The 20020-nt window shown below is 72.1% G+C and carries 19 protein-coding genes; 5 read left to right on the forward strand and 14 right to left on the reverse strand.

Features of this window, described 5'->3' with window-relative positions:
- On the reverse strand, positions 1–496 hold a 496-nt coding region (locus IE262_RS38270; protein WP_373305235.1), incomplete at its 3' end, for an IS701 family transposase.
- Between the two features lie 83 nt (positions 497–579).
- Complete coding sequence (locus tag IE262_RS38275; RefSeq protein ID WP_134038358.1) at positions 580–1110, reverse strand: bacterial proteasome activator family protein; 531 nt, start codon at positions 1108–1110, stop codon at positions 580–582.
- Positions 1111–1282: 172 nt separating this feature from the next.
- On the opposite strand from IE262_RS38275, the gene IE262_RS38280 reads away from it, so the two are divergent.
- Complete coding sequence (locus IE262_RS38280) at positions 1283–1828, forward strand: prolipoprotein diacylglyceryl transferase (protein ID WP_189880283.1); 546 nt, start codon at positions 1283–1285, stop codon at positions 1826–1828.
- Between the two features lie 32 nt (positions 1829–1860).
- Here the strand turns inward: IE262_RS38280 and IE262_RS38285 are convergent, their stop codons facing one another.
- The gene (locus tag IE262_RS38285; protein ID WP_189880214.1) at positions 1861–2841 is read right to left on the reverse strand and encodes an NAD(P)H-quinone oxidoreductase; all 981 of its coding nucleotides are present in this window, start codon (positions 2839–2841) and stop codon (positions 1861–1863) included.
- Positions 2842–3001: 160 nt separating this feature from the next.
- Between IE262_RS38285 and IE262_RS38290 the strand changes: the two genes are divergently transcribed.
- Both IE262_RS38290 and IE262_RS38295 read left to right on the forward strand, forming a co-directional pair.
- Positions 3002–4084: an ATP-binding cassette domain-containing protein gene (locus tag IE262_RS38290; protein WP_229877962.1), complete on the forward strand. Its 1083-nt coding sequence runs from the start codon at positions 3002–3004 to the stop codon at positions 4082–4084.
- Positions 4081–4929, forward strand: a complete 849-nt coding sequence (locus IE262_RS38295) for an ABC transporter permease (RefSeq protein ID WP_134038349.1) — start codon at positions 4081–4083, stop codon at positions 4927–4929. Before IE262_RS38290 ends, IE262_RS38295 begins: the two co-directional genes overlap by 4 nt.
- Positions 4930–5068: 139 nt before the next feature.
- Here IE262_RS38295 and IE262_RS38300 read toward each other — a convergent pair whose 3' ends face one another.
- Genes IE262_RS38300 through pdhA form a run of 6 tightly spaced genes read right to left on the reverse strand, consistent with a single transcriptional unit; the run spans position 5069 to position 12064 of the window.
- Positions 5069–6166, reverse strand: coding sequence for a potassium channel family protein (locus tag IE262_RS38300; protein WP_134038344.1), 1098 nt, complete (start codon positions 6164–6166; stop codon positions 5069–5071).
- Positions 6163–7551 carry a molybdopterin molybdotransferase MoeA gene (locus IE262_RS38305; protein ID WP_189880216.1) on the reverse strand — a complete coding sequence of 463 codons (1389 nt, stop codon included), beginning with the start codon at positions 7549–7551 and terminating at the stop codon, positions 6163–6165. The genes IE262_RS38300 and IE262_RS38305 overlap by 4 nt, the downstream gene beginning before the upstream one ends.
- Positions 7548–8477 carry an NTP transferase domain-containing protein gene (locus IE262_RS38310; protein ID WP_189880218.1) on the reverse strand — a complete coding sequence of 310 codons (930 nt, stop codon included), beginning with the start codon at positions 8475–8477 and terminating at the stop codon, positions 7548–7550. The genes IE262_RS38305 and IE262_RS38310 overlap by 4 nt, the downstream gene beginning before the upstream one ends.
- Before the next feature lie 25 nt (positions 8478–8502).
- Entirely contained in the window at positions 8503–9915 is a 1413-nt protein-coding gene (locus IE262_RS38315) for a dihydrolipoamide acetyltransferase family protein (protein ID WP_189880220.1), read from the reverse strand.
- Positions 9915–10919 (reverse strand): alpha-ketoacid dehydrogenase subunit beta, encoded by a 1005-nt coding sequence (locus IE262_RS38320; protein WP_189880222.1) that lies wholly within the window; start codon positions 10917–10919, stop codon positions 9915–9917. Before IE262_RS38320 ends, IE262_RS38315 begins: the two co-directional genes overlap by 1 nt.
- Complete coding sequence (gene pdhA, locus IE262_RS38325; protein ID WP_189880224.1) at positions 10916–12064, reverse strand: pyruvate dehydrogenase (acetyl-transferring) E1 component subunit alpha; 1149 nt, start codon at positions 12062–12064, stop codon at positions 10916–10918. The genes IE262_RS38320 and pdhA overlap by 4 nt, the downstream gene beginning before the upstream one ends.
- Before the next feature lie 190 nt (positions 12065–12254).
- On the opposite strand from pdhA, the gene IE262_RS38330 reads away from it, so the two are divergent.
- Positions 12255–12740, forward strand: coding sequence for an Lrp/AsnC family transcriptional regulator (locus IE262_RS38330; RefSeq protein ID WP_134038645.1), 486 nt, complete (start codon positions 12255–12257; stop codon positions 12738–12740).
- Between the two features lie 12 nt (positions 12741–12752).
- Here IE262_RS38330 and IE262_RS38335 read toward each other — a convergent pair whose 3' ends face one another.
- Positions 12753–13343 (reverse strand): TetR/AcrR family transcriptional regulator, encoded by a 591-nt coding sequence (locus tag IE262_RS38335; RefSeq protein WP_134038329.1) that lies wholly within the window; start codon positions 13341–13343, stop codon positions 12753–12755.
- Positions 13340–14857, reverse strand: coding sequence for a 3-hydroxyacyl-CoA dehydrogenase (locus IE262_RS38340; protein WP_189880226.1), 1518 nt, complete (start codon positions 14855–14857; stop codon positions 13340–13342). The genes IE262_RS38335 and IE262_RS38340 overlap by 4 nt, the downstream gene beginning before the upstream one ends.
- A 159-nt stretch (positions 14858–15016) precedes the next feature.
- Between IE262_RS38340 and paaN the strand changes: the two genes are divergently transcribed.
- Positions 15017–16723 (forward strand): phenylacetic acid degradation protein PaaN, encoded by a 1707-nt coding sequence (gene paaN, locus IE262_RS38345; protein WP_134038324.1) that lies wholly within the window; start codon positions 15017–15019, stop codon positions 16721–16723.
- Here the strand turns inward: paaN and IE262_RS38350 are convergent.
- Genes IE262_RS38350 through IE262_RS38360 form a run of 3 tightly spaced genes read right to left on the reverse strand, consistent with a single transcriptional unit; the run spans position 16720 to position 19936 of the window.
- A complete protein-coding gene (locus IE262_RS38350) occupies positions 16720–17490 on the reverse strand; it encodes a TrmH family RNA methyltransferase (RefSeq protein WP_134038321.1) in 771 nt (256 codons plus the stop codon). The genes paaN and IE262_RS38350 overlap by 4 nt on opposite strands.
- Entirely contained in the window at positions 17487–18776 is a 1290-nt protein-coding gene (locus IE262_RS38355) for an HTTM domain-containing protein (protein WP_189880228.1), read from the reverse strand. The genes IE262_RS38350 and IE262_RS38355 overlap by 4 nt, the downstream gene beginning before the upstream one ends.
- Positions 18776–19936: a DUF5819 family protein gene (locus tag IE262_RS38360; protein WP_189880230.1), complete on the reverse strand. Its 1161-nt coding sequence runs from the start codon at positions 19934–19936 to the stop codon at positions 18776–18778. The genes IE262_RS38355 and IE262_RS38360 overlap by 1 nt, the downstream gene beginning before the upstream one ends.
- Positions 19937–20020: the final 84 nt, after the last annotated feature.

Genomic DNA, 20020 nt, shown 5'->3' on the forward strand with positions numbered 1-20020 from the left:
CCACCTTGGCCGCATCGGCCTTCGGCGAGGCGGGATCCCAGCTCTCGGGCAGGAACAGGCGCCAGTCGACGGCCGCCGAGGCACTATCGGAAGCCAGGTGCAGCGAGACTCCGGCCTGGCAGTTGGTGACCTTGCCCGCGGTGCCGGTGTACTGCCTGGCCACGCACGCCGAGGCATCCCCGTCCTTGAGGAAGCCGGTGTCATCGATGATCAGCGCGGTCGGCTTGATCACCTGCTGCATCCGCCACGCCAGACGGGCCCGCACGTGCGCCGCATCCCAGGGGCTGGAGGTGATGAAGTGGGCCAGGGCTTGCCGGTTGCCGTCCTCACCCAGCCGGGCGGCCATCGGCTCCACCGACTTACGCCGCCCGTCCAGCAACAGTCCCCGCAGATAGACCTCGCCCCACCGACGCTGATCCGCCCGCGCGAACGGCTCGAACATCTCCGCCGCGAAGTCCTCCAGATCACACCGGACCGCAGCCAACTCCCCGCCCATCACACCCGGTCAACGACACACCCCCTCAAACGGACACGCCACCAGCAAACGAACCTGACCAAGCACTACTAGGTGCTGTCGGCCTAGAGGTACGGCCCGCCCGTGCGTGGCTCCTCAAGGCCGCCCTCGCCGCCGACGCCGGGCGGGAGGGCGCGACGCATCTGCTCCAGCTGAGCCCGCGCGGCCATCTGCTGCGCGAACAGCGTCGTCTGGATCCCGTGGAACAGCCCTTCGAGCCAGCCGACCAGCTGCGCCTGCGCGATCCGCAGTTCCGAGTCGCTGGGGATCGCCTCGTCCATGAAGGGCAGGGAGAGCCGCTCCAGTTCCTCGACGAGCTCGGGAGCCAGCCCGTCCTCCAGCTCCTTCACCGAGCTGGCGTGGATCTCCTTGAGGCGGGCCCGGCTCGCCTCGTCGAGGGGTGCCGCCCGCACCTCCTCCAGAAGCTGCTTGATCATGCTTCCGATGCGCATGACCTTCGCAGGCTGCTCCACCTGCTCCGTCACCGGAACCTCGCGGGAGTCGTCGTCTCCTCCGCCGCCCAGAGCCATACCGTCCTGGCCGACGACCAGGATCTGTGGGTTCTCGGGCGACCTTTCGTTCCTCGGCATCTCCATGGCGCTATTCTCTCGCACCGTTCCTGCTCCCCTTGACCCGGCTGGTCCACGGTGTCGCGGGGGGGGGCGCCACCCCCGCGGTTACCAGGCCGCCCGGGATGCCGAGAAGGTTGCGGTATGTGACGCTTTTGTCACTGTCCACGCCCTTTCGCACCGGGAAGGGAGCACCGACGTGGCTCCATTCCTCACGGTCCGGTGTCTGACGGCCCTGGCGCTCATGGTCCCGGCGGCCCCCGTCGTGACGGCCCCGGTCGTGACGGCTCTGGTGCCGCCGGTAGACATCGCGCCTCCCCCGTACGCCGCCGGGCCCACCCCCCGCGCCGAGGAGTCCCGCGCGGGCAGCAGCGCGGGCGAGGGGCGGGAACGGCCGGGGCGGGCCGATGTGGACCCCGAGCCCAGCGAGACGGCGGCGGACGGTCCGACGGACAAGGCGACCGCCACGGCCCCGGACACGGACACGGATCCGGGTTCGCGCACAGATCCGCCGGGTTCGGGCACGCGTCCCGCGCACCCGGAGCCCGGCCGGCCCACAGGCGGACCCGACACCCCCGATGAGCCTCGGCAGTCGGGCACCCCCGACCGTCCGTTCTCCGGTGTCACCCGGCGGGACGCCGTCGAGGGACCCGGGGGGCGGGCCCTCCCGCTCGGCGGGGGCCTGATCCTCATCGGGCTCGGCCTGGGGCTGGCCTTCGTCGGCCTGCGCGTACGACGGCCGTGAGGCTCCCCAGGCCGCTGCCAGGGCCTGAGGACCTACGGCGCCACCAGCAGCACCTTCCCGACGTGCCCGCTCTCCTCCAGCACGTGGTGGGCCGCGGCCGCCTCACTCATCGGCACCTCGCGGTCGATGACCGGACGTACGTGGCCGGCGGCGACGAGCGGCCACACGTGTTCCCGTACGGCCGCGACGATGGCGGTCTTCTCGTCGGCCGGGCGGGCCCGCAGGCTGGTCGCGCTGATCGCTGCCCGCTTGCCGAGGAGCACACCGATGTTCAACTCGCCCTTGGCTCCGCCCTGTAGGCCGATGATCGCGAGGCGGCCGTTGACGGCGAGGGCGTTCACGTTCCGTTCGAGGTACTTGGCGCCCATGATGTCGAGGATGACGTCCGCGCCCGCGCCGTCCGTGGCCCGCTTGATCTCCTCGACGAAGTCCTGCTCGCGGTAGTTGACGAGGATGTCCGCGCCCAGCGCGGCGCAGTGGTCCAGCTTCTCCTTGCTGCCCGCCGTGACGGCGACCTTCGCACCGACCGCCTTGGCGAGCTGGATCGCCATCGTGCCGATACCGCTGGAGCCGCCGTGCACGAGGAGGGTCTCGCCGGGGCGGAGGTGGGCGATCATGAAGACGTTCGACCAGACGGTGCAGGCGACCTCGGGCAGCGCGGCCGCCTGCCGGACGTCGAGCCCGGTGGGCACGGGCAGGAGCTGACCGGCGGGTACGGCGACCTTCTCCGCGTAACCGCCGCCGGAGAGCAGCGCGCACACCTCGTCGCCGACCGCCCACCCGGAGACGCCGGGGCCCAGCGCGGCGATCCGCCCTGAGCACTCCAGGCCGGGATACGGGGAGGCGCCGGGCGGCGGATCGTAGTAGCCCAGCCGCTGGAGCAGGTCGGCGCGGTTCACGGCGCTTGCCGCCACCTCGATGAGCACTTCGCCCTCGCCGGGCTCCGGGTCGGGGACCTCGTCCCACACCAGGGCCTCGGGTCCGCCGGGTTCGGGAATCGTGATCGCATGCATGAGGGGGAACCTACTCCGCCCGGCCGCCCTGCGTCCCGGGTCACGGACCGGTAGTCGTACGGCCGCACGGGTCCCGCGCCGATGAGTTCCGGAGATCCGCGCGGTCTCCCCTTCTACTGACCCGTGAACCGGGCCCCGTAACGCGGAAGGACCCCATGACATGAGCCCACAGACGTCCGGCCTCGCGATCGAGACCGCGGGTCTGGTGAAGACGTTCGGCGAGACCCGTGCCGTGGACGGCGTCGACCTCTCCGTGCCGGCCGGCACGGTGTACGGCGTCCTCGGCCCGAACGGTGCCGGCAAGACCACCACCGTGAAGATGCTCGCCACCCTGCTGCGCCCCGACGGCGGCGAGGCCCATGTCTTCGGCCACGACATCGTCCGGGAAGCCGACGACGTGCGGAGCAGGGTCAGCCTGACGGGCCAGTACGCGTCCGTGGACGAGGACCTCACCGGCGCCGAGAACCTGGTGCTGCTCGGCCGTCTCCTCGGCCACCACAAGAAGGCCGCCCGGCAGCGCGGCGAACAGCTGCTGGAGGCCTTCGGGCTGACCGAGGCGGCGGCGAAGCAGGTCAAGCACTACTCGGGCGGCATGCGGCGCCGTATCGACATCGCGGCGTCCATCCTCAACACGCCCGATCTGCTCTTCCTCGACGAGCCGACGACCGGTCTCGACCCGCGCAGCCGGAACCAGGTGTGGGACATCGTGCGCGCGGTCGTCGCCCAGGGCACGACCGTACTGCTGACCACCCAGTACCTGGACGAGGCCGACCAGCTGGCGTCCCGGATCGCCGTCATCGACCGCGGCCGGGTGATCGCGGAGGGCACGAAGGGCGAGCTGAAGGCGTCCGTCGGGGCCGGTTCCGTGCACCTGCGGCTGCGCGACCCGGCACAGCGCCCACAGGCCGAGGAGGTACTGCGGCTGGCGCTCGACGCCGAGGTGCAGCGGGAGCCCGACCCGGTGGCACTGACAGCGCGGGTGGGCGGGGGCGCGGCGGGCGGGCGGGGTGCGGCCGAGCAGGCGGCCCGCGCGCTCGCCGAGCTGACCCGCGTCGGCATCACCGTCGACGACTTCTCGCTGGGCCAGCCCAGCCTGGACGAGGTCTTCCTCGCCCTCACCGGACACGACACCCGGACGCGGGACGCACAGGGCACGCGGGACGCACAGGGCACGCAGGGCCGACAGGGCCATCAGGTCGACGACACCGAGCTTCACGACACGAAGGGCGAGGCGGCGGCATGAGCACCGTGACCCCCACCGAGAGCAAGGAACTCGCCCCCGTCAGCGCCGAGTCGCTGGCCGCGCTGCTGATCGCCAAGGAGCGGCCGCCGCGCCCCAGCGCCCTGTCGGCCTCGGTGACCTTCGGCTGGCGGGCCATGCTCAAGATCAAGCACGTGCCGGAGCAGCTCTTCGACGTCACCGTCTTCCCCGTCATGATGGTGCTGATGTTCACGTATCTCTTCGGCGGCGCCCTGGCCGGGTCGCCGAGGGAGTACATCCAGTTCCTGCTGCCGGGCATCGTGGTGATGTCGGTCGTGATGATCACGATGTACACGGGCGTCTCGGTCAACACGGACATCGAGAAGGGTGTCTTCGACCGGTTCCGCTCGCTGCCGATCTGGCGGCCGTCGACGATGGTCGGCTATCTGCTGGGCGACGCCCTGCGCTACACGATCGCGTCCGTGGTGATGCTGACCGTCGGTCTGATCCTGGGCTACCGCCCGGACGGCGGGGTCACGGGCGTGCTCGCCGGGATCGCCCTGCTGCTCGTCTTCTCGTTCGCGTTCTCGTGGATCTGGACGATGTTCGGTCTGATGCTGCGCACCGAGAAGTCCGTGATGGGCGTCAGCATGATGGTGATCTTCCCGCTGACCTTCCTGTCCAACGTCTTCGTCGACCCGAGGACCATGCCGGGCTGGCTCCAGGCGTTCGTCAACAACAGCCCGATCACCCATCTGGGCTCGGCGGTGCGGGGGTTGATGGCGGGTGACTGGCCGACCGCGGAGATCGCCTGGTCGCTGGGCTGGTCGGCACTGTTCGTGCTGGTCTTCGGACCGATCACGATGCGGCTCTACAACCGCAAGTAGCCGTATGGCCTCGGGGTGCCGTACGGCTACAGGGGTGTTGTAGGGCTACGGGGCCGCCGTAGGGCCACGGGGGTGCCGTACGGCGCTGGGGGCGCCCGCCGATCTCGCGCGGGCGCCCCTCACTGTGCTCCGGGGCTGGTCAGTCCTGGGGCAGTGGCCGCTTGTCCGGCGCGACCCTGGTGCTCTTGGTGGCCCGGACTATGGTGATGAGCCGGTCCGTCACCTGGAGTTCACCCACGGACGGGTCGTCGTAGCCGAGCACCCGGTGGCCTCGTACGACACTGACGACAAGGTCGTCGGTCTCCCGCACACCAAGCCCCACCTCGGCCTTGATGACGGGGCGTTCGACGATGTCCAGCCCACTGCCCTGCTGGATGAGGTCCTCCATGACCATGCCCGCGGCGGGGCTGAGTACGGAGAGCCCGAGCAGCCGTCCGGCCGCGCTGGCACTGGTGATGACCATGTCGGCCCCGGACTGCTTCAGCAGCGGCGCGTTCTCCTCTTCCCGCACGGCGACCACGATCTTCGCCGAGCGGTTGAGCTGCCGGGCCGTGAGAACGGCGAGAACCGCGGTGTCGTCCCGCTGCGTGGCGATGATGATCTGCCGCGCCTTCTGCGCCTCGGCCCGTAGGAGCACATCACTGCGGGTGGCGTCTCCCACCACCCCCGCGTACCCGTGGGCCGTTGCCGCCTCGACCACCTTGGAGCTGGGGTCGACGATCACGACCTGTTCCTTCTTCAGCCCCTGTGCGCAGACGGTCTGGATCGCCGACCGTCCCTTCGTTCCGAAGCCGACAACAACGGTGTGATCCCTCAAAGCCGTCCTCCAGCGGTTCTGTCGCCATTCCTCACGTGTGCGCTCCGTGAGGACCTCAAGCGTGGTGCCGACCAGGATGATCAGGAACAGCACGCGCAGGGGCGTGATCACGAAGATGTTGGTGAGCCGGGCGGCGTCACTGACCGGGGTGATGTCGCCGTAGCCGGTCGTAGAGAGGGTGACGGTCGCGTAGTAGAAGGAGTCGAGGAGGTCGACACCGTCGTTGGCGTTGTCCCTGTATCCGTCGTGGTCGGCGTAGACGATGAGGGCGGTCGCGACCAGCACGAACAGGGCCATCGCCAGCCGCTTGGCGACCTGCCGGATCGGGCGCTCGACAGCCCGTCTGGGGAGCTTCACCTGATGGGTCGCGAGCCGCTCGTCCGCACGTCGAGCGATCATGTCCTGGCCCGGAAGTTTCACGTGAAACACACCTGAATTCCCGCAGTCGCCCATGGCAGTTCGAGGAGCTCCAGCTCCTGTCCGGTGCGAACGCCACCCGGCGGTACGACGGCCAGGGCGTCGGCGGTGGCGATACCGCGCAGCATGGCGGGACCGTTGTAGTGCAGCGGTACGGCCCGGTCGGCGCGCCGGGCGACCGGGACGAGCCGGGTGTCGCGCGGGTGGCCGTGCACGGAGTCCTGGAGCGGCAGCGCGTACGGCTCCGGGGCGGCGCGTCCCGCAAGGGTCCGCAGCAGGGGCTCGGCGAGGGTGAGCAGCCCGGAGACGGCCGCGAGGGGGTTGCCGGGAAGTCCGACGAGGTGCTGGTTCTTCCTCGTCCTGGCCAGGAGCATCGGGTGGCCGGGACGCACCTGGACACCGTCCACGAGGAGCTCGGCACCGAGGCGGCGCAGGGTGGGGTGGACGTGGTCGACGGGCCCCGAGGCCGTGCCGCCGGTGGTGACGATCAGGTCGGCGGGGGAGTTCTTCAGGGCCTCGTACAGGGCATCGGCGTCGTCCCCGATCCTGCGGACGGTCACGATCTCGGCGCCGAGCGCCCGCAGCCAGGGCGGCAGCATGGGGCCGAGCGCGTCCCTGATCAGGCCGTCGTGCGGACGGCCTTCGGTGAGCAACTCGTCGCCCAGGACCAGGACTTCGGCCCTCGGACGAGGGATGGCGGTGACGGTGTCGTACCCGGCGGCCGCGGCCAGCCCGAGCACGGGCGGGGTGATCAGGGTGCCGAGCGGCAGGAGCTGGTCGCCGCTGCGGCACTCCTGGCCACGCGGCCGGATGTCCTGACCATGGACGACCGTGGGGGTCCCACCCGGTCGAGCGGCGTCGGGAGCTTGCGGGAGGGTCGCGTACAGCCGGCCGTTGTCGTCGATGCGGCCGTGCTCGCTGCGCAGGACGGCCGTGCTGTCCTGGGGGACGCGGGCGCCGGTGGCGATACGGACGGCCTCGCCGTCGGTGAGGGGTTCGGGCTGGGCGTGCCCGGCCAGCACGCCGTCCTCGCGTACGTGCCAGGGGCCGGGGCCCGCGACCGCCCAGCCGTCCATCGCGGAGGTGTCGAAGGACGGGAGGTCGGTGAGGGCCGTGAGGGGGGCCGCGAGGACCAGGCCGAGGGCGGCGTCGAGGGTGACGGAGGCGGGGGTACGGCGCCGGACCGAGCGGGCGGCGCGCTCGGCGAGGGCGCGGGCCTCCGGCCAGGGCGTGCCCCGGTGACGGGTGTCCTCGGCGGAGTGCGGTGTCCGCGCGGCGGGCGTGGACGGCGACGGGGTGGACGGTGTGCCGAGTCGGCGCCTGCCCCTGTCGTTGACCATGGCCAGCGCCTCCTCCACGTCGAGTTCCTCGGCGTCCTGGGCGGTCATCCGGCGTCCGGCCCGGCGTCGGGCGTGTTCTCGTCCGCCCAGCGGAGGGCCAGTGCGGCGGCCTTGCGGGCGGCCTCGGCGACCGCCTCAGGGCCGCCCTCGGCGCGGGCCGCGGCGTACCCGACGAGGAACGTGGTCAGCGGGGCCGCGGGACGGGCCACTCCGTGGGCGGCGTCGCGAGCGAGATCGAGCAGAGTGCCCGTGTCGACATCGAGGTCGATGCCCAGCTCGTCCTTGACTGCGGAAATCCATTCATCCAACACGTGCCCATGCTCCCTGATCTGAGCCCGGGCGGCGGCGATGTCCTCCCAGGTGTCACAGTCGAACGACGCGACGGGGTCGGCGATACGGGTGAGATCGAGCGCGCCGGTGAGCCGCCGCAGGGGCAGACCGGTGAGTCCGCCCTGCCCGGCGGTGAGCGCGGTGAGTTCGCGGCGCAGGGCCTCGGCCCGGTACGCGGCGACGAGGGGCTGGTCACGGCCGTCGGGGTCGGTGAGCAGCACGCCCTCGGAACCATGCGTTCCCAGGCCGTCCAGCAGCCGCCGTACCGTCGTCTCCTGAAGGAACGGCAGATCGGCGGAGAGCACGACGACGTACGGCGCTCTGGTGTGCCGGAGACCGGCCTCCAGCGCGGCGAGCGGGCCGCCGCCGGGCGGGTCCTCGCGGGCCCACACCACCGGCCGTGCCGTCGGCCGGGGTTCGGCCACGACCACCGTGGTGCCGCTCCCGGCGCATGCGGCCAGCACCCGGTCGAGCAGCGCCCGGCCGCCCACGCGCACCCCGGGCTTGTCCGCGCCGCCGAGCCGCCGGGCGGCGCCCCCGGCGAGCACGACGGCGTCGTACACCGGCCCGGCAGCGTCGTGCGCGTCGGCGGCTGCGGCGCGGGGCTGCGGCTGCGGCTGCCCCGGAGGGTCGTACGCGGTCACCCCCCGAGTATGCGCGCCACGGCGATCACAGGGAACGCAGGAGCACCACCGGCTGTTCGACACAGTCCGCCACGTACCGCAGGAAACCGCCCGCCGTGCCACCGTCGCACACGCGGTGATCGAAGGTGAGCGAGAGCTGGACGACCTGCCGCACCGCCAGCTCGCCCTGGTGCACCCAGGGTTTGGGAACGATGCGGCCGACGCCGAGCATGGCCGCCTCGGGGTGGTTGATGATCGGTGTGGAGCCGTCGACGCCGAACACGCCGTAATTGTTCAGCGTGAAGGTCCCGCCGGTGAGTTCTCGGGGGGTGAGCGTCCCGGTGCGGGCCGCCTCGGTCAGCCGGGCGAACTCCGCGGTGAGCGACTGGGCGTCCCGGGTGTGCGCGTCCCGGACGACGGGGACGACGAGCCCCCGTTCGGTCTGCGCGGCGAACCCCAGGTGCACGCGGTCGAGGCGGACGATCTCGCGGGCGGCCATGTCGACGGTGGAGTTGAGCTCGGGGAAACGGGCGAGGGCGGCGGTGCAGATCCGCGCCAGCAGGGCGAGCAGCGAGATCTTGGGGCCGCCCGCCGCGTTCATGGCCGCGCGCGCGTGCATGAGCTCCGTGGCGTCGGCGTCCACCCAGCAGGTCGCGTCGGGGATCTCGCGCCGACTGCGGGAGAGCTTGTCGGCGACCGCCCCGCGCACGCCTTTCAGGGGGATGCGGGTAACGGGGGCGGCGGTCGCGGACGTGCCGGCCGCGGCAGGCGCGGCGGCGCTCTCCAGGCTTTCTGCGCGCGTGGGCGTCAAGCTTTCCGCGCGCGTGGGCGGCGAGACCGTCTGCGCTGCCGGGACCGCTGTCGCCGGAGCGGAGGAGGGCGCGGCGGCGGCCGCGGCTCGCAGCGCGTGTTCCACGTCCGCCCGCAGGATCAGCCCGTCGGGTCCGGAGCCGGCCAGCTCCCGCAGGTCCAGGCCGTTCTCCCGGGCGAGCCGGCGCACGAGCGGTGAGATGACCGGGACGGGGCCGTCGGGGCGCTTCGGGGCGGCCACGGGTGGGGGCGGGGTGTGCGCAGCGGCTGGGGGCGCGGCAGCCCGACGTGGCGTGTCCGGCACGGCTCCGCTCTGGGGCCGCGCCCTCCTGCGCCGCGCCGGGGGCGCCGCCGTGCCGTAGCCCACCAGCACGTTGCCGGAGCCCTGGTCGCCCTCGGCGGGCGCCCCCACGGCCACCGTCAACAGCGGGTCCCCTACGGGCAGTTCCGTGCCCTCGTCGCCGAAGCGGGCGGTCACGACGCCCCCGTACGGGCAGGGCACCTCCACCATGGCCTTGGCCGTCTCGACCTCCACCACCGGCTGGTCGACGGCGACGACGTCCCCGACCTGCACCAGCCAGCGGACGATCTGGGCCTCGGTCAGTCCCTCACCGAGGTCGGGCAGCCGGAACTCCAGCACCTGGGTCATCAGCTCTCCGCCTCCCACTGCAGGCGCTCCACGGCGTCCAGGATCCGGTCGACCCCGGGCAGGTGGTGCCGCTCCAGCATCGGCGGCGGATACGGGATGTCGAACCCGGCGACGCGCAGCACGGGCGCCTCCAGATGGTGGAAGCAGCGCTCTGTGACGCGGGCCGCGATCTCGCCGCCCGGGCCGCCGAAGCCGCCGGACTCGTGGACGACCACGGCGCGCCCGGTGCGCCGTACGGACGCGGCCACGGTGTCGTCGTCGAAGGGCACCAGGGAGCGCAGGTCGACGACCTCCAGGTCCCAGCCCTCGGCCTGCGCCGCCTCGGCCGCCTCCAGGCAGACGGGCACGGACGGCCCGTATGTGATCAGCGTGGCGCTGCGGCCCGTGCGGCGCACCACGGCGCGGCCGATGGGCTCGACCGCCTGCGGGTCCTCGGGGTTCCAGGAGTCCTTCGACCAGTACAGCCGCTTGGGCTCCAGGAAGACCACGGGGTCGTCGGACGCGATGGCCGCGCGCAGCAGCCCGTAGGCGTCGGCGACGGTCGCGGGCGTCACGACGTGGAGCCCCGGGGTCGCCATGTAGTACGCCTCGGAGGAGTCGCTGTGGTGCTCGACGCCGCCGATGCCTCCCCCGTAGGGGACGCGGATCGTGATCGGCAGCGGCATCGTGCCCCGGGTGCGGTTGCGCATGCGTGCGACGTGGCTGATCAGCTGCTCGAACGCCGGGTAGGCGAACGCGTCGAACTGCATCTCCACGACCGGCCTGAGGCCGTACATCGCCATGCCGACGGCCGTGCCGAGGATGCCCGCCTCGGCGAGCGGGGTGTCCGTGCAGCGGTCCTCGCCGAACTCCTCGGCGAGGCCGTCGGTGACGCGGAAGACGCCGCCGAGCGCGCCGACGTCCTCGCCCAGGACGTGGACCGCCGGGTCGGCGGCCATGGCGTCCCGCAACGCGCGTGTGAGGGCCTGCGCCATGGTGGCGGGCCTGAGGGCGACGGTGGTCATCGGCCCGTCCCTTCCGCGTCCGCCTCGGCCCCGGCCGCGAGTTCGGCCCGCAACCGGTCCTGCTGCTCCCGCAGTTGCGGTGTGGGCTCGGCGTACACATGGGCGAACAGGTCCATGGGGTCGAGCACCGGGTCCTGGTGCATGCGCTCGCGCAGGTCGGCCGCCATGGCCTCGGCCGCATCGTGAGCGGCCCGCTTCCCGTCCTCGTCGAGCAGCCCGCGCTCGGTCAACTCGTGCTCCAGGAGCGCGATCGGGTCGTGTGCGCGCCAGGTGTCGACCTCGGCGTCGCCTCGGTAGCGGGTGGCGTCGTCGGCGTTCGTATGGGCGTCGATGCGGTACGTCACCGCTTCGACCAGCGTGGGTCCGCCGCCCTCGCGCGCGTGGGCCACCGCGTCGCTGAGCACCTCGTGCACGGCCGCCGCGTCGTTGCCGTCGACCAGGCGGCCGGGCATTCCGTAGCCGACGGCCTTGTGGGCCAGTGACGGGGCGGCGGTCTGCTTGGCGAGCGGGACGGAGATCGCGAAGCCGTTGTTCTGGACGAGGAAGACGACCGGGGCCTGCCACACGGCGGCGAAGTTCAGCGCCTCGTGGAAGTCGCCCTCGCTGGTGCCGCCGTCGCCGACCAGGGCGAGCGCGACCACGTCGTCGCCCTTGAGGCGGGCGGCGTGAGCGAGGCCCACGGCGTGCGGAAGTTGGGTCGCGAGGGGGGTGCACAGGGGCGCGACGCGGTGCTCGTGGGGGTCGTATCCCGTGTGCCAGTCGCCGCGCAGGAGCGTGAGCGCCTGGACGGGGTCGAGGCCGCGGGCGACGGCGGCGAGGGTGTCCCGGTAGCTGGGGAAGAGCCAGTCGCGCTCTTCGAGCACGAGGGCCGCGGCCACCTCGCAGGCCTCCTGACCGGTGCTGGAGGGGTAGACGGCGAGCCGGCCCTGCTTGGTGAGTGCCGTGGCCTGCACGTTGTACCGGCGGCCGCGCACCAGTTCCGCGTAGAGCCGGCGCAGCAGCGCGGGGTCGGCCTGGGCGGCGGTCTCGGTGCCCAGGACGCGGTACGGCCGCATGTCGGGCAGCAGCGGACCGGGGTCGGTGCGGGGCTGCCAGGCGGGCGGCGGTGTCGGCCGGTACGCGCCCCGCTGCTCCATGACCGTCATACGGCACCTCCTCGTGGGAGTGGCTTCTCGGGCACGCCTCGGCTGTGACGCGCCTCACCTACCGATTGTTCGGTCGTCGGCACATTTTGGCTACAGGCACCGCCAGGCTGTGGACAAACGGTTCTCCACAGCCTGTGATGGACGCACTACGTCCATGGTAGAGAGGCGGGGGGACATGGCACCTGAACAAATGGCCGAGCCTCCGGAGCACGGCCCCGCGTTGCCTCCCCCTCGCCCGCTGGACGCCATCGACCAGGACATCCTGCAGATGCTCCAGGCGGACGGCCGCGCCTCGATACGTTCCGTCGCCGAGCGCGTCCACGTCTCCCGCGCCAACGCCTACGCCCGTATCAACCGTCTCCTCGAAGACGGCGTGATACGTGGATTCGGGGCGCGCGTGAACCACGAGCGCGCCGGGCAGGGCACCTCGGCCTACATCACCCTCAAGATCGTGCAGAACTCCTGGCGCACGGTCCGCGAACAGCTGCGACAGCTGCCGGGCGCCTCCCACATCGCCCTGGTGGGCGGCGACTTCGACGTCCTGCTGCTGGTGCACACCCCGGACAACCGCGCGCTGCGCGAGCTGGTGCTCACCCGGCTCCAGGCCATCCCGGAGGTGCTCAGCACACGGACGCTGCTGGTGTTCGAGGAGGAGGACCTGGAGCCGCAAGGCTGATCGCTCCTGGTGTCACCCCTGGGTGCGCAGGCCCCCGAACACCAACTGCACCACCGCGTCGGCCACTTCCCGCTCGCCCATGCCGCGCCCGTCCGGCCGGTACCACTCCACGACCGAGTTGATCATTCCGAAGACGAGCCGGGTGGCCAGCCGGACCTCTATGTCGCCGCGCACGTCCCCGTCGGCGGCCGCGGCCTTGAGCAGCTCGGAGACCCGGTGGTCGAAGTCGCGGCGCCGCTCCAGGGCCCACCGCTCGGTGCCGGTGTTGCCGCGCACGCGCAGCAGCAGCGTCACGTACGGCAGTTCCGCGATGAGCACCTCGACCATGCGCCGCACGACGTACTCCAGGCGCTCCACGGCACGCCCCGCGCGCGCGTGCTCCTCGTCGAGGATCCCGAAGAGGCCGTCGAGGGCCCGGCTGACGGCACGCCGCAGCAGCTCCTCCTTGCTCGCGACGTGGTGGTATATCGACGACTTGGAGATACCGGCCGCCTTGGAGAGGTGCTCCATGGAGGTGCCGTCGTAGCCGCGTTCGTTGAAGACCCGGACGGCGACGGAGAGCAGTGTGTCCGGGGTGTACGTGTCGCGCTTGGCCGTGGTCATGAGGTGGTGCCCTCCCGCTTGTCGGAGGCGTACGCGTGACGGTAGAGCGCGAGGGACGGCGCGTAGCGGCCCGAGGGGTCACGCAGGTGCAGGTCGTCGAGGACGGCGTACGCCCAGTTGCGGCCGAGCCTGCGGCTCCACTCGAAGGGCCCCAGAGGGTAGTTGACGCCCAGGCGCATCGCCGTGTCTATGTCCTCCTCGGTGGCCACGCCCTTGGCCACGGCGTCGTGCGCGAGGTCGACGATCCGGGCCACCGTACGGGCGACGATCATGCCGGGCACGTCCCCGATGACACTGACGTCCTTGCCGAGCGCCTGGAAGAGCCCGATGGCCTCGGAGAGGGTCGCCGGAGAGGTGTCCTGGGAAGCGGACAGCGCGATACGGGTGGCCTTGCGGTAGTCGAGCGCCAGGTCGAAGTACACGACGTCCCGGAACTCCACCGAGGTCTGGCCGTCGGCGAGGACGAGCTGGCCGCCGCTCGGCAGGACCAGCCGTGTGCCGTGGTCCTCGTCCTCCTCGCGCACGCCGATGCCCGCCTCGCGGACCAGCGCGAGCAGTTCGGACGCGGGCCCCAGGTCGCCCTCGGCGACGACGTACGCGGGCGCCGGGGCCTTCTCCGCGGTGTGCGGCTCGGGGCGCTCGGCGTCGTCCCCGTAGTCGTACCAGCCGTGGCCGGTCTTGCGGCCGTGCCGGCCCGACTCGACGAGCCGCCGCTGCGCGAGCGAGGGCGCGAACCGGACGTCCTGGAAGAAGGCCTGCCACACGGAGTGGGTGACGGATTCGTTGACGTCCTGCCCGATGAGGTCGGTCAGTTCGAAGGCGCCCATCCGGAAGCCGCCGGACTCGCGCAGGACCGCGTCGATGGTGGCGGGATCGGCGGCCTGGGCCTCGTACACCGCGAAGGCCTCGGCGTAGAAGGGCCGCGCGATGCGGTTGACGATGAAGCCGGGGGTGTCGGCGCAGGCCACCGGGGTCTTGCCCCAGGCACGGGCGGTCTCGTACGCGCGCGTGGCCGACGTGACGTCGGTGGCGAACCCGGAGACGACCTCCACGAGCGGCAGCAGGGGCGCCGGGTTGAAGAAGTGCAGGCCCACGAAGCGGCCGGGGTTGCGCAGGGCGCCGCCGATGGCCGTGACGGACAGGGACGAGGTGTTGGTGGCGAGCAGGCAGTCCTCGCCGACGACCTCCTCCAGTTCGCGCAGCAGCTCCTGCTTCACATCGAGCCGTTCGAGCACCGCCTCGACGACGAGCGCGCAGTCCGCGAGCTCGGCGAGGCTCTCCGCCGGGCGCAGCCCGGCCCGTGCGGCGTCCCGGTCGGCACTGGTGAGCCGCTCCTTCTCGACGAGCCGGTCGAGGCGGGCGCCGATCGCCGCGGCCGCTTCCCGGGCCCGTCCCGGAACGGCGTCGTACAGCCGCACGGGGTGGCCCGCGACCGAGGCGACCTGGGCGATGCCCTGGCCCATGGTGCCGGCGCCGACGACGGCCACAGGGCTGCTGAGGTCGAGTGCTGTCATGTGCGCGATCCTCCCGCACGGGGTTTTCCACAGATGCGGCGGTCCCCCTTGTCCCGACCGATCGTTCGGTTACTCTAACTCTGTCAGCCCCTTTCCGCCCACGTTTCTGCCCCGGTCAGAGCTCGACGAAGAGTTCTTGAGACGAGGAGTTGGTCCCGCATGGCCGCCGAACCGACCGCGCACAAGCTGATCGCCAAGCACCGGCCCACCCTCGACCAGGCGCTGGAAGCGATCCACACACGCGCGTACTGGTCCCCGCACCCCGAGCACCCCAAGGCCTACGGCGAGAACGGCAGCCTGAGCGCCGAAGAGGGCAAGGCCGCCTTCGACGCCCTCCTGGGCGACCGCCTGGCCATCGACCAGCCGGGCACGGACGACTGGGTGGGCGGCGAGGTCTCGCCGTTCGGGATCGACCTGGGCGTCACCTACCCGCACGCGGACATCGACGTCCTGCTGCCCGCCATGAAGGCCGGCCAGCGCGCGTGGCGCGACGCGGGCGCCGAGACGCGTGCCGTGGTCTGTCTGGAGATCCTCAAGCGCATCAGCGACCGCACGCACGAGTTCGCGCACGCCGTCATGCACACATCCGGTCAGGCCTTCATGATGGCGTTCCAGGCGGGCGGCCCGCACGCGCAGGACCGCGGCCTGGAGGCGGTGGCGTACGCGTACGCGGAGCAGGTCCGCACGCCCGACGCGGCGGAGTGGACCAAGCCCCAGGGCAAGCGCGACCCACTCGCCCTGGACAAGCGCTTCACACCGGTCCCGCGCGGCATCGCCCTGGTCATCGGCTGCAACACCTTCCCGACGTGGAACGGCTACCCGGGCCTGTTCGCGTCCCTGGCCACCGGCAACGCGGTACTGGTGAAGCCCCACCCGCGCGCGGTCCTGCCGCTCGCCCTCACCGTGCGGGTCGCCCGCGAGGTCCTCACCGAGGCGGGCTTCGACCCGAACCTGGTGGCCCTGGCCGCCGAGCGCCCCGGCGAGGGCATCGCCAAGACGCTGGCCGTGCGCCCGGAGATCCGGATCATCGACTACACGGGCTCGACGGCGTTCGGCGACTGGCTGGAGGCCAACGCCCGCCAGGCCCAGGTCTACACGGAGAAGGCCGGCGTCAACACGGTGATCGTGGAGTCCACCGACAACTACAAGGGGATGCTCTCCAACCTGGCCTTCTCACTGTCCCTGTACAGCGGCCAGATGTGCACGACCCCGCAGAACCTGCTGATCCCCCGCGACGGCATCAGCACGGACGCGGGCCCCAAGTCGTACGACGAGGTCGTCGCCGATCTCGCGCAGTCGGTCGCAGGCCTCCTGGGCGACGACGCGCGCGCGAACGCCCTCCTCGGGGCGATCGTGAACCCGGATGTGAAGGCCCGCCTGGAGGCCGCGTCCGGGCTCGGCGAAGTCGCCCTCGCCTCACGGGAGATCACCAACCCGGAGTTCCCGAAGGCGACGGTCCGCACCCCGGTCATCGTCAAGCTCGACGGCGCACGGAAACACTGGGAGGGGGCCGACGACGAGGCCGCCTACCTGAGCGAGTGCTTCGGCCCGGTCTCCTTCGCGGTGGCGGTCGACTCGGCGGTGGACGCGGTGCGGCTGCTGCGGCGGACCGTCCAGGAGAAGGGCGCGATGACGGTCGGCGCGTACACCACCTCCAAGGAGGTGGCCGCGACGATCGAGGAGGCCTGCCTGGAGGAGTGCGCCCAGCTGTCCCTCAATCTCACCGGCGGGGTGTACGTCAACCAGACGGCCGCCTTCTCCGACTTCCACGGCTCGGGCGGCAACCCGGCGGCCAACGCGGCGCTGTGCGACGGAGCGTTCGTCGCCAACCGCTTCCGGGTCGTCGAGGTACGCCGGGAGGCCTAGATCCAGGTGTGCTGGGCGCTCGTCGGCGCGCCCCCGGTGGCGCTCCAGTGGAACAGCGTCATGGCCACACTGGTCGCGAGGTTGTAGCTGGAGACCTGGGGGCGCATCGGCAGGGACACCAGGTGATCGGCGCGTGCCCGGAGTCCGGCGGACAGACCGCTGCGCTCCGAGCCGAAGGCGAGCACGGCGTCGTCCGGGAGCTTCAGCTCGCGGATGTCGTCGCCCTCCGGGTCCAGTGCGAACACCGGGCCGGGCGGCAGTTCGTCCACGTCCAGCCGCTCCACGGCGGTGGCGAAGTGCAGCCCTGCCCCGCCGCGGACGACCGTGGGGTGCCAGGGGTCGAGGGTGCCCGTGGTGACCACCCCCGCCGCCCCGAACCCGGCCGCGAGACGGATCACGGCTCCGGCGTTGCCGAGGTTGCGCGGGTTGTCGAGGACGACGACCGGAGCGGTGCGGGGGAGGTGTGCCAGCGCCCGCAGACTGGCCTCCCGCGAGGGCCGTACCGCAAGGGCGGCCACGGCGGTGGGGTGCGGACGTGCGACGAGTGTCGCGTACGTCGCCTCGGGGACCTCCGCCAGGAGCGCGTCAAGGGTGTCCCGTACGTCGGGGGCCAGTTCGTCGGCGAGCGTGAGGGCGGCACGGCGGTCGGTCGTGACGGCCACCGGGACCTCGGCCCCGAAGCGCACCGCGTGCTTGAGGGCGTGGAAGCCGTCGAGCAGGACGGAGGTGTCGGCGAGCCGACGCCACACACGTACCGGATCGTTCATGCCGTGAAGCCTACGTGCGGTTCCCCGGCCGTCCCCGGGGCGCCCGGCCGCTGCTTGTCCGGGCCCTGCCTGTCCGGGCCCTGCTCGTCCGGGCCCTGCCTGTCCGGGCCTCGCGACGCGCGGTCACGGCGACCCGGGACTCCCGAAAACAGCCTCCCACGCGCGCGTGCCGCCCCGTCGCCCAGGCGCCGCAGGAAGGACGTCGGCAGGAACACGGCGTCCGCGGCGATCATCGCGAGCGAGAAGAACGGCAGTCCCAGGACGACGGCGATCACAGCGTGCTCAGTGATCATCAGCGCCAGCAGAACGTTCTTGACGCGCCGGTTGAGAAGCGTGAACGGGAAGGCGACCTGCACCAGGACCGTCCCGTACGTCACGAGCATCACCAGCGTGCCGTTCGCCGACAGCGCGTCGGACAGGGCGGGCCACGGCGAGAAGGAGTCCAGGTGGAGCGGGTAGTACACGGCGGTGCCGTCCTGCCAGCGCGAGCCCTGGATCTTGTACCAGCCGGCGGTCGCGTAGATCAGACACGCCTCGGCCATGATCATGAACAGGGCCGCGTTGTGCGTGAGGTTGGCCACGAGGTCGAGCAGCACGCGGGGCTCCCCGCCGCGCGCGTACCGCCCGACGGCCCACCACAGGCCCTGCACGGCCCACAGCCCCCAGAGGACCGTCAGCCAGCCGCCCAGCCACCCACCGCTGATCTTGCCGACGGCCGTGGCCGCGGCCAGCAACAGTCCGAACACACACCACAGGGCGGGACCGGTCCGGTCAGGCCGGGGCCACTCCCCACGCGCGCGTGCCCCACGGGCGAGCCGTGCCCTGCGCGCGTCCAGGGACCACACCTGACCGCAGCGTGTGAAGACGAGGTAGATCGCCATCAGATGGATGACGTTGTCGCCGCCGTCCCCGATGAAGATGTTGCGGTTCTGCAGCGACAGGACGCCGACCATGAAGAGCACGCTCATGGTGCGGGTGCGCCAGCCCACGAGCAGCAGGACGGCGGCCAGCACGGCCAGGGTGTAGACGGTCTCGAACCACACCTGGCTGTCCGACCACATCAGCACCGTGAACGCGTGGTTGCCCGCGATGAGCTGCTGCGCGAGATCCCAGCTCCAGGGTCCGTCGGGCCCGTACATCTGCTGCCGGTTCGGGAACTCGCGCAACAGGAACAGCAGCCAGGTCGCGGAGAAGCCGATCCGTATGACGGCGGTCTGGTACGGGCCCAGCGCGGTGTCCGTGACACGGGTGATGCCGCGCCCGATCGCGGCGGCGGGCCGGCTCATCACGGGCCCGCCTCCGTCCGGTCCCGTTCGGTGACCTTCCACCAGGGCAGTTCACGCACGACGGGCTTGTCGGACACCTTCTCCTCGCTCCACTCCGGCGGCGGCACGTTGGTGGTACGGGAGCGGACCTGGATGTGTTCGACGAGGCCGCCGGGTCCGGCCGCGTTCTCGCGTTCGAGGCGCAGCACGACGATCCGGCGCAGATAGCGCTCGGCGAGGTCGCCACGCTGGCCCGTGGGGCGGTTCTCGCTGTCGTGCGAGCCGACGTAGAGCTCCCAGGCCCGGCGCAGCTCGTTCTGCCGGGTGTGGCTCGGCAGAAGGCTGCCGTCGATCGCGGCGCCGTCCAGCGCCGTCAGGTCGTACCAGCCGGTCGTGCGGATGCTGCCGTCCGCGTCACGGACCTCGGCGCGCACCTGCACCGAGATGTTCTGCTGCAACGGGTTGGGCGCGAACAGCATCCAGTTCTGCTCGAACTCCGGGTAGACCCACTCGTCGATCGCCCGGCCGTGCTTCTTGGTGACCGTGTTCGAGGGCGCCACGTGCAGGAACACCATCCCGAGGTGCACGCAGGCGGCCACCGCGACGACGGCCAGCGCGAGGGCCGCGACGATCTGGTAGGGGAGCGACAGCGCGGTTATCCCCAGGCGCTCGGCGGGCTGCGCGGCCGGGGGGTACGGGGCGTCGGTGACCGAGGGACGAGGGCCGCCGGTGTCTGTGACCGGGCCGGGGCCGGGGTCGGGGCCGGGGCCGGGGCAAGTCGCAGTGCCTGTGCTGGAGCTGCTGATGTCGCCGTCCCGATCGCTGTCGCTGTCGGCGTCGGCGTCGGCGTCGGCGGCCGGGACGTGTTCGGGCGTCGCCGGGCCACCCTGCGCGGGAACGGCGGAGACGACGCCGGTCTGCGCACGAGTGTCCGAGGCGGGGCCCGTGTCCGAGGAGGGGCCCGTGTCCGAGGTGGGGGCGGCGTCGACCGATGCGGAGGCGGTGTCGGGCGCGGGGGCCGTACTCGGTCCGGAGGCAGCGTCCGCCCCGGGAGCGCTGCGGGGCGTGGAAGCAGTGCCCGGACCGGAGGCGGTGCCGGGCGCATGGGCCGTGTCCGGCGCGGGGCCGTCCGGCGTGTCCGGCCCGTGCGGGGCGGTCGAGCCCTCGTCGTACGCGTCCATTCCGCCCCGATTCCCGATGTCGCGGTTCGCTTGCCCGTCTCCCGGTGCGTTCCTCACCCCGCCTGGCCGAGGTCGGTCTGCCTC

It is taken from the genome of Streptomyces bluensis (genome assembly GCF_014650715.1).
GTDB classification, from domain to species: Bacteria; Actinomycetota; Actinomycetes; order Streptomycetales; family Streptomycetaceae; genus Streptomyces; species Streptomyces bluensis.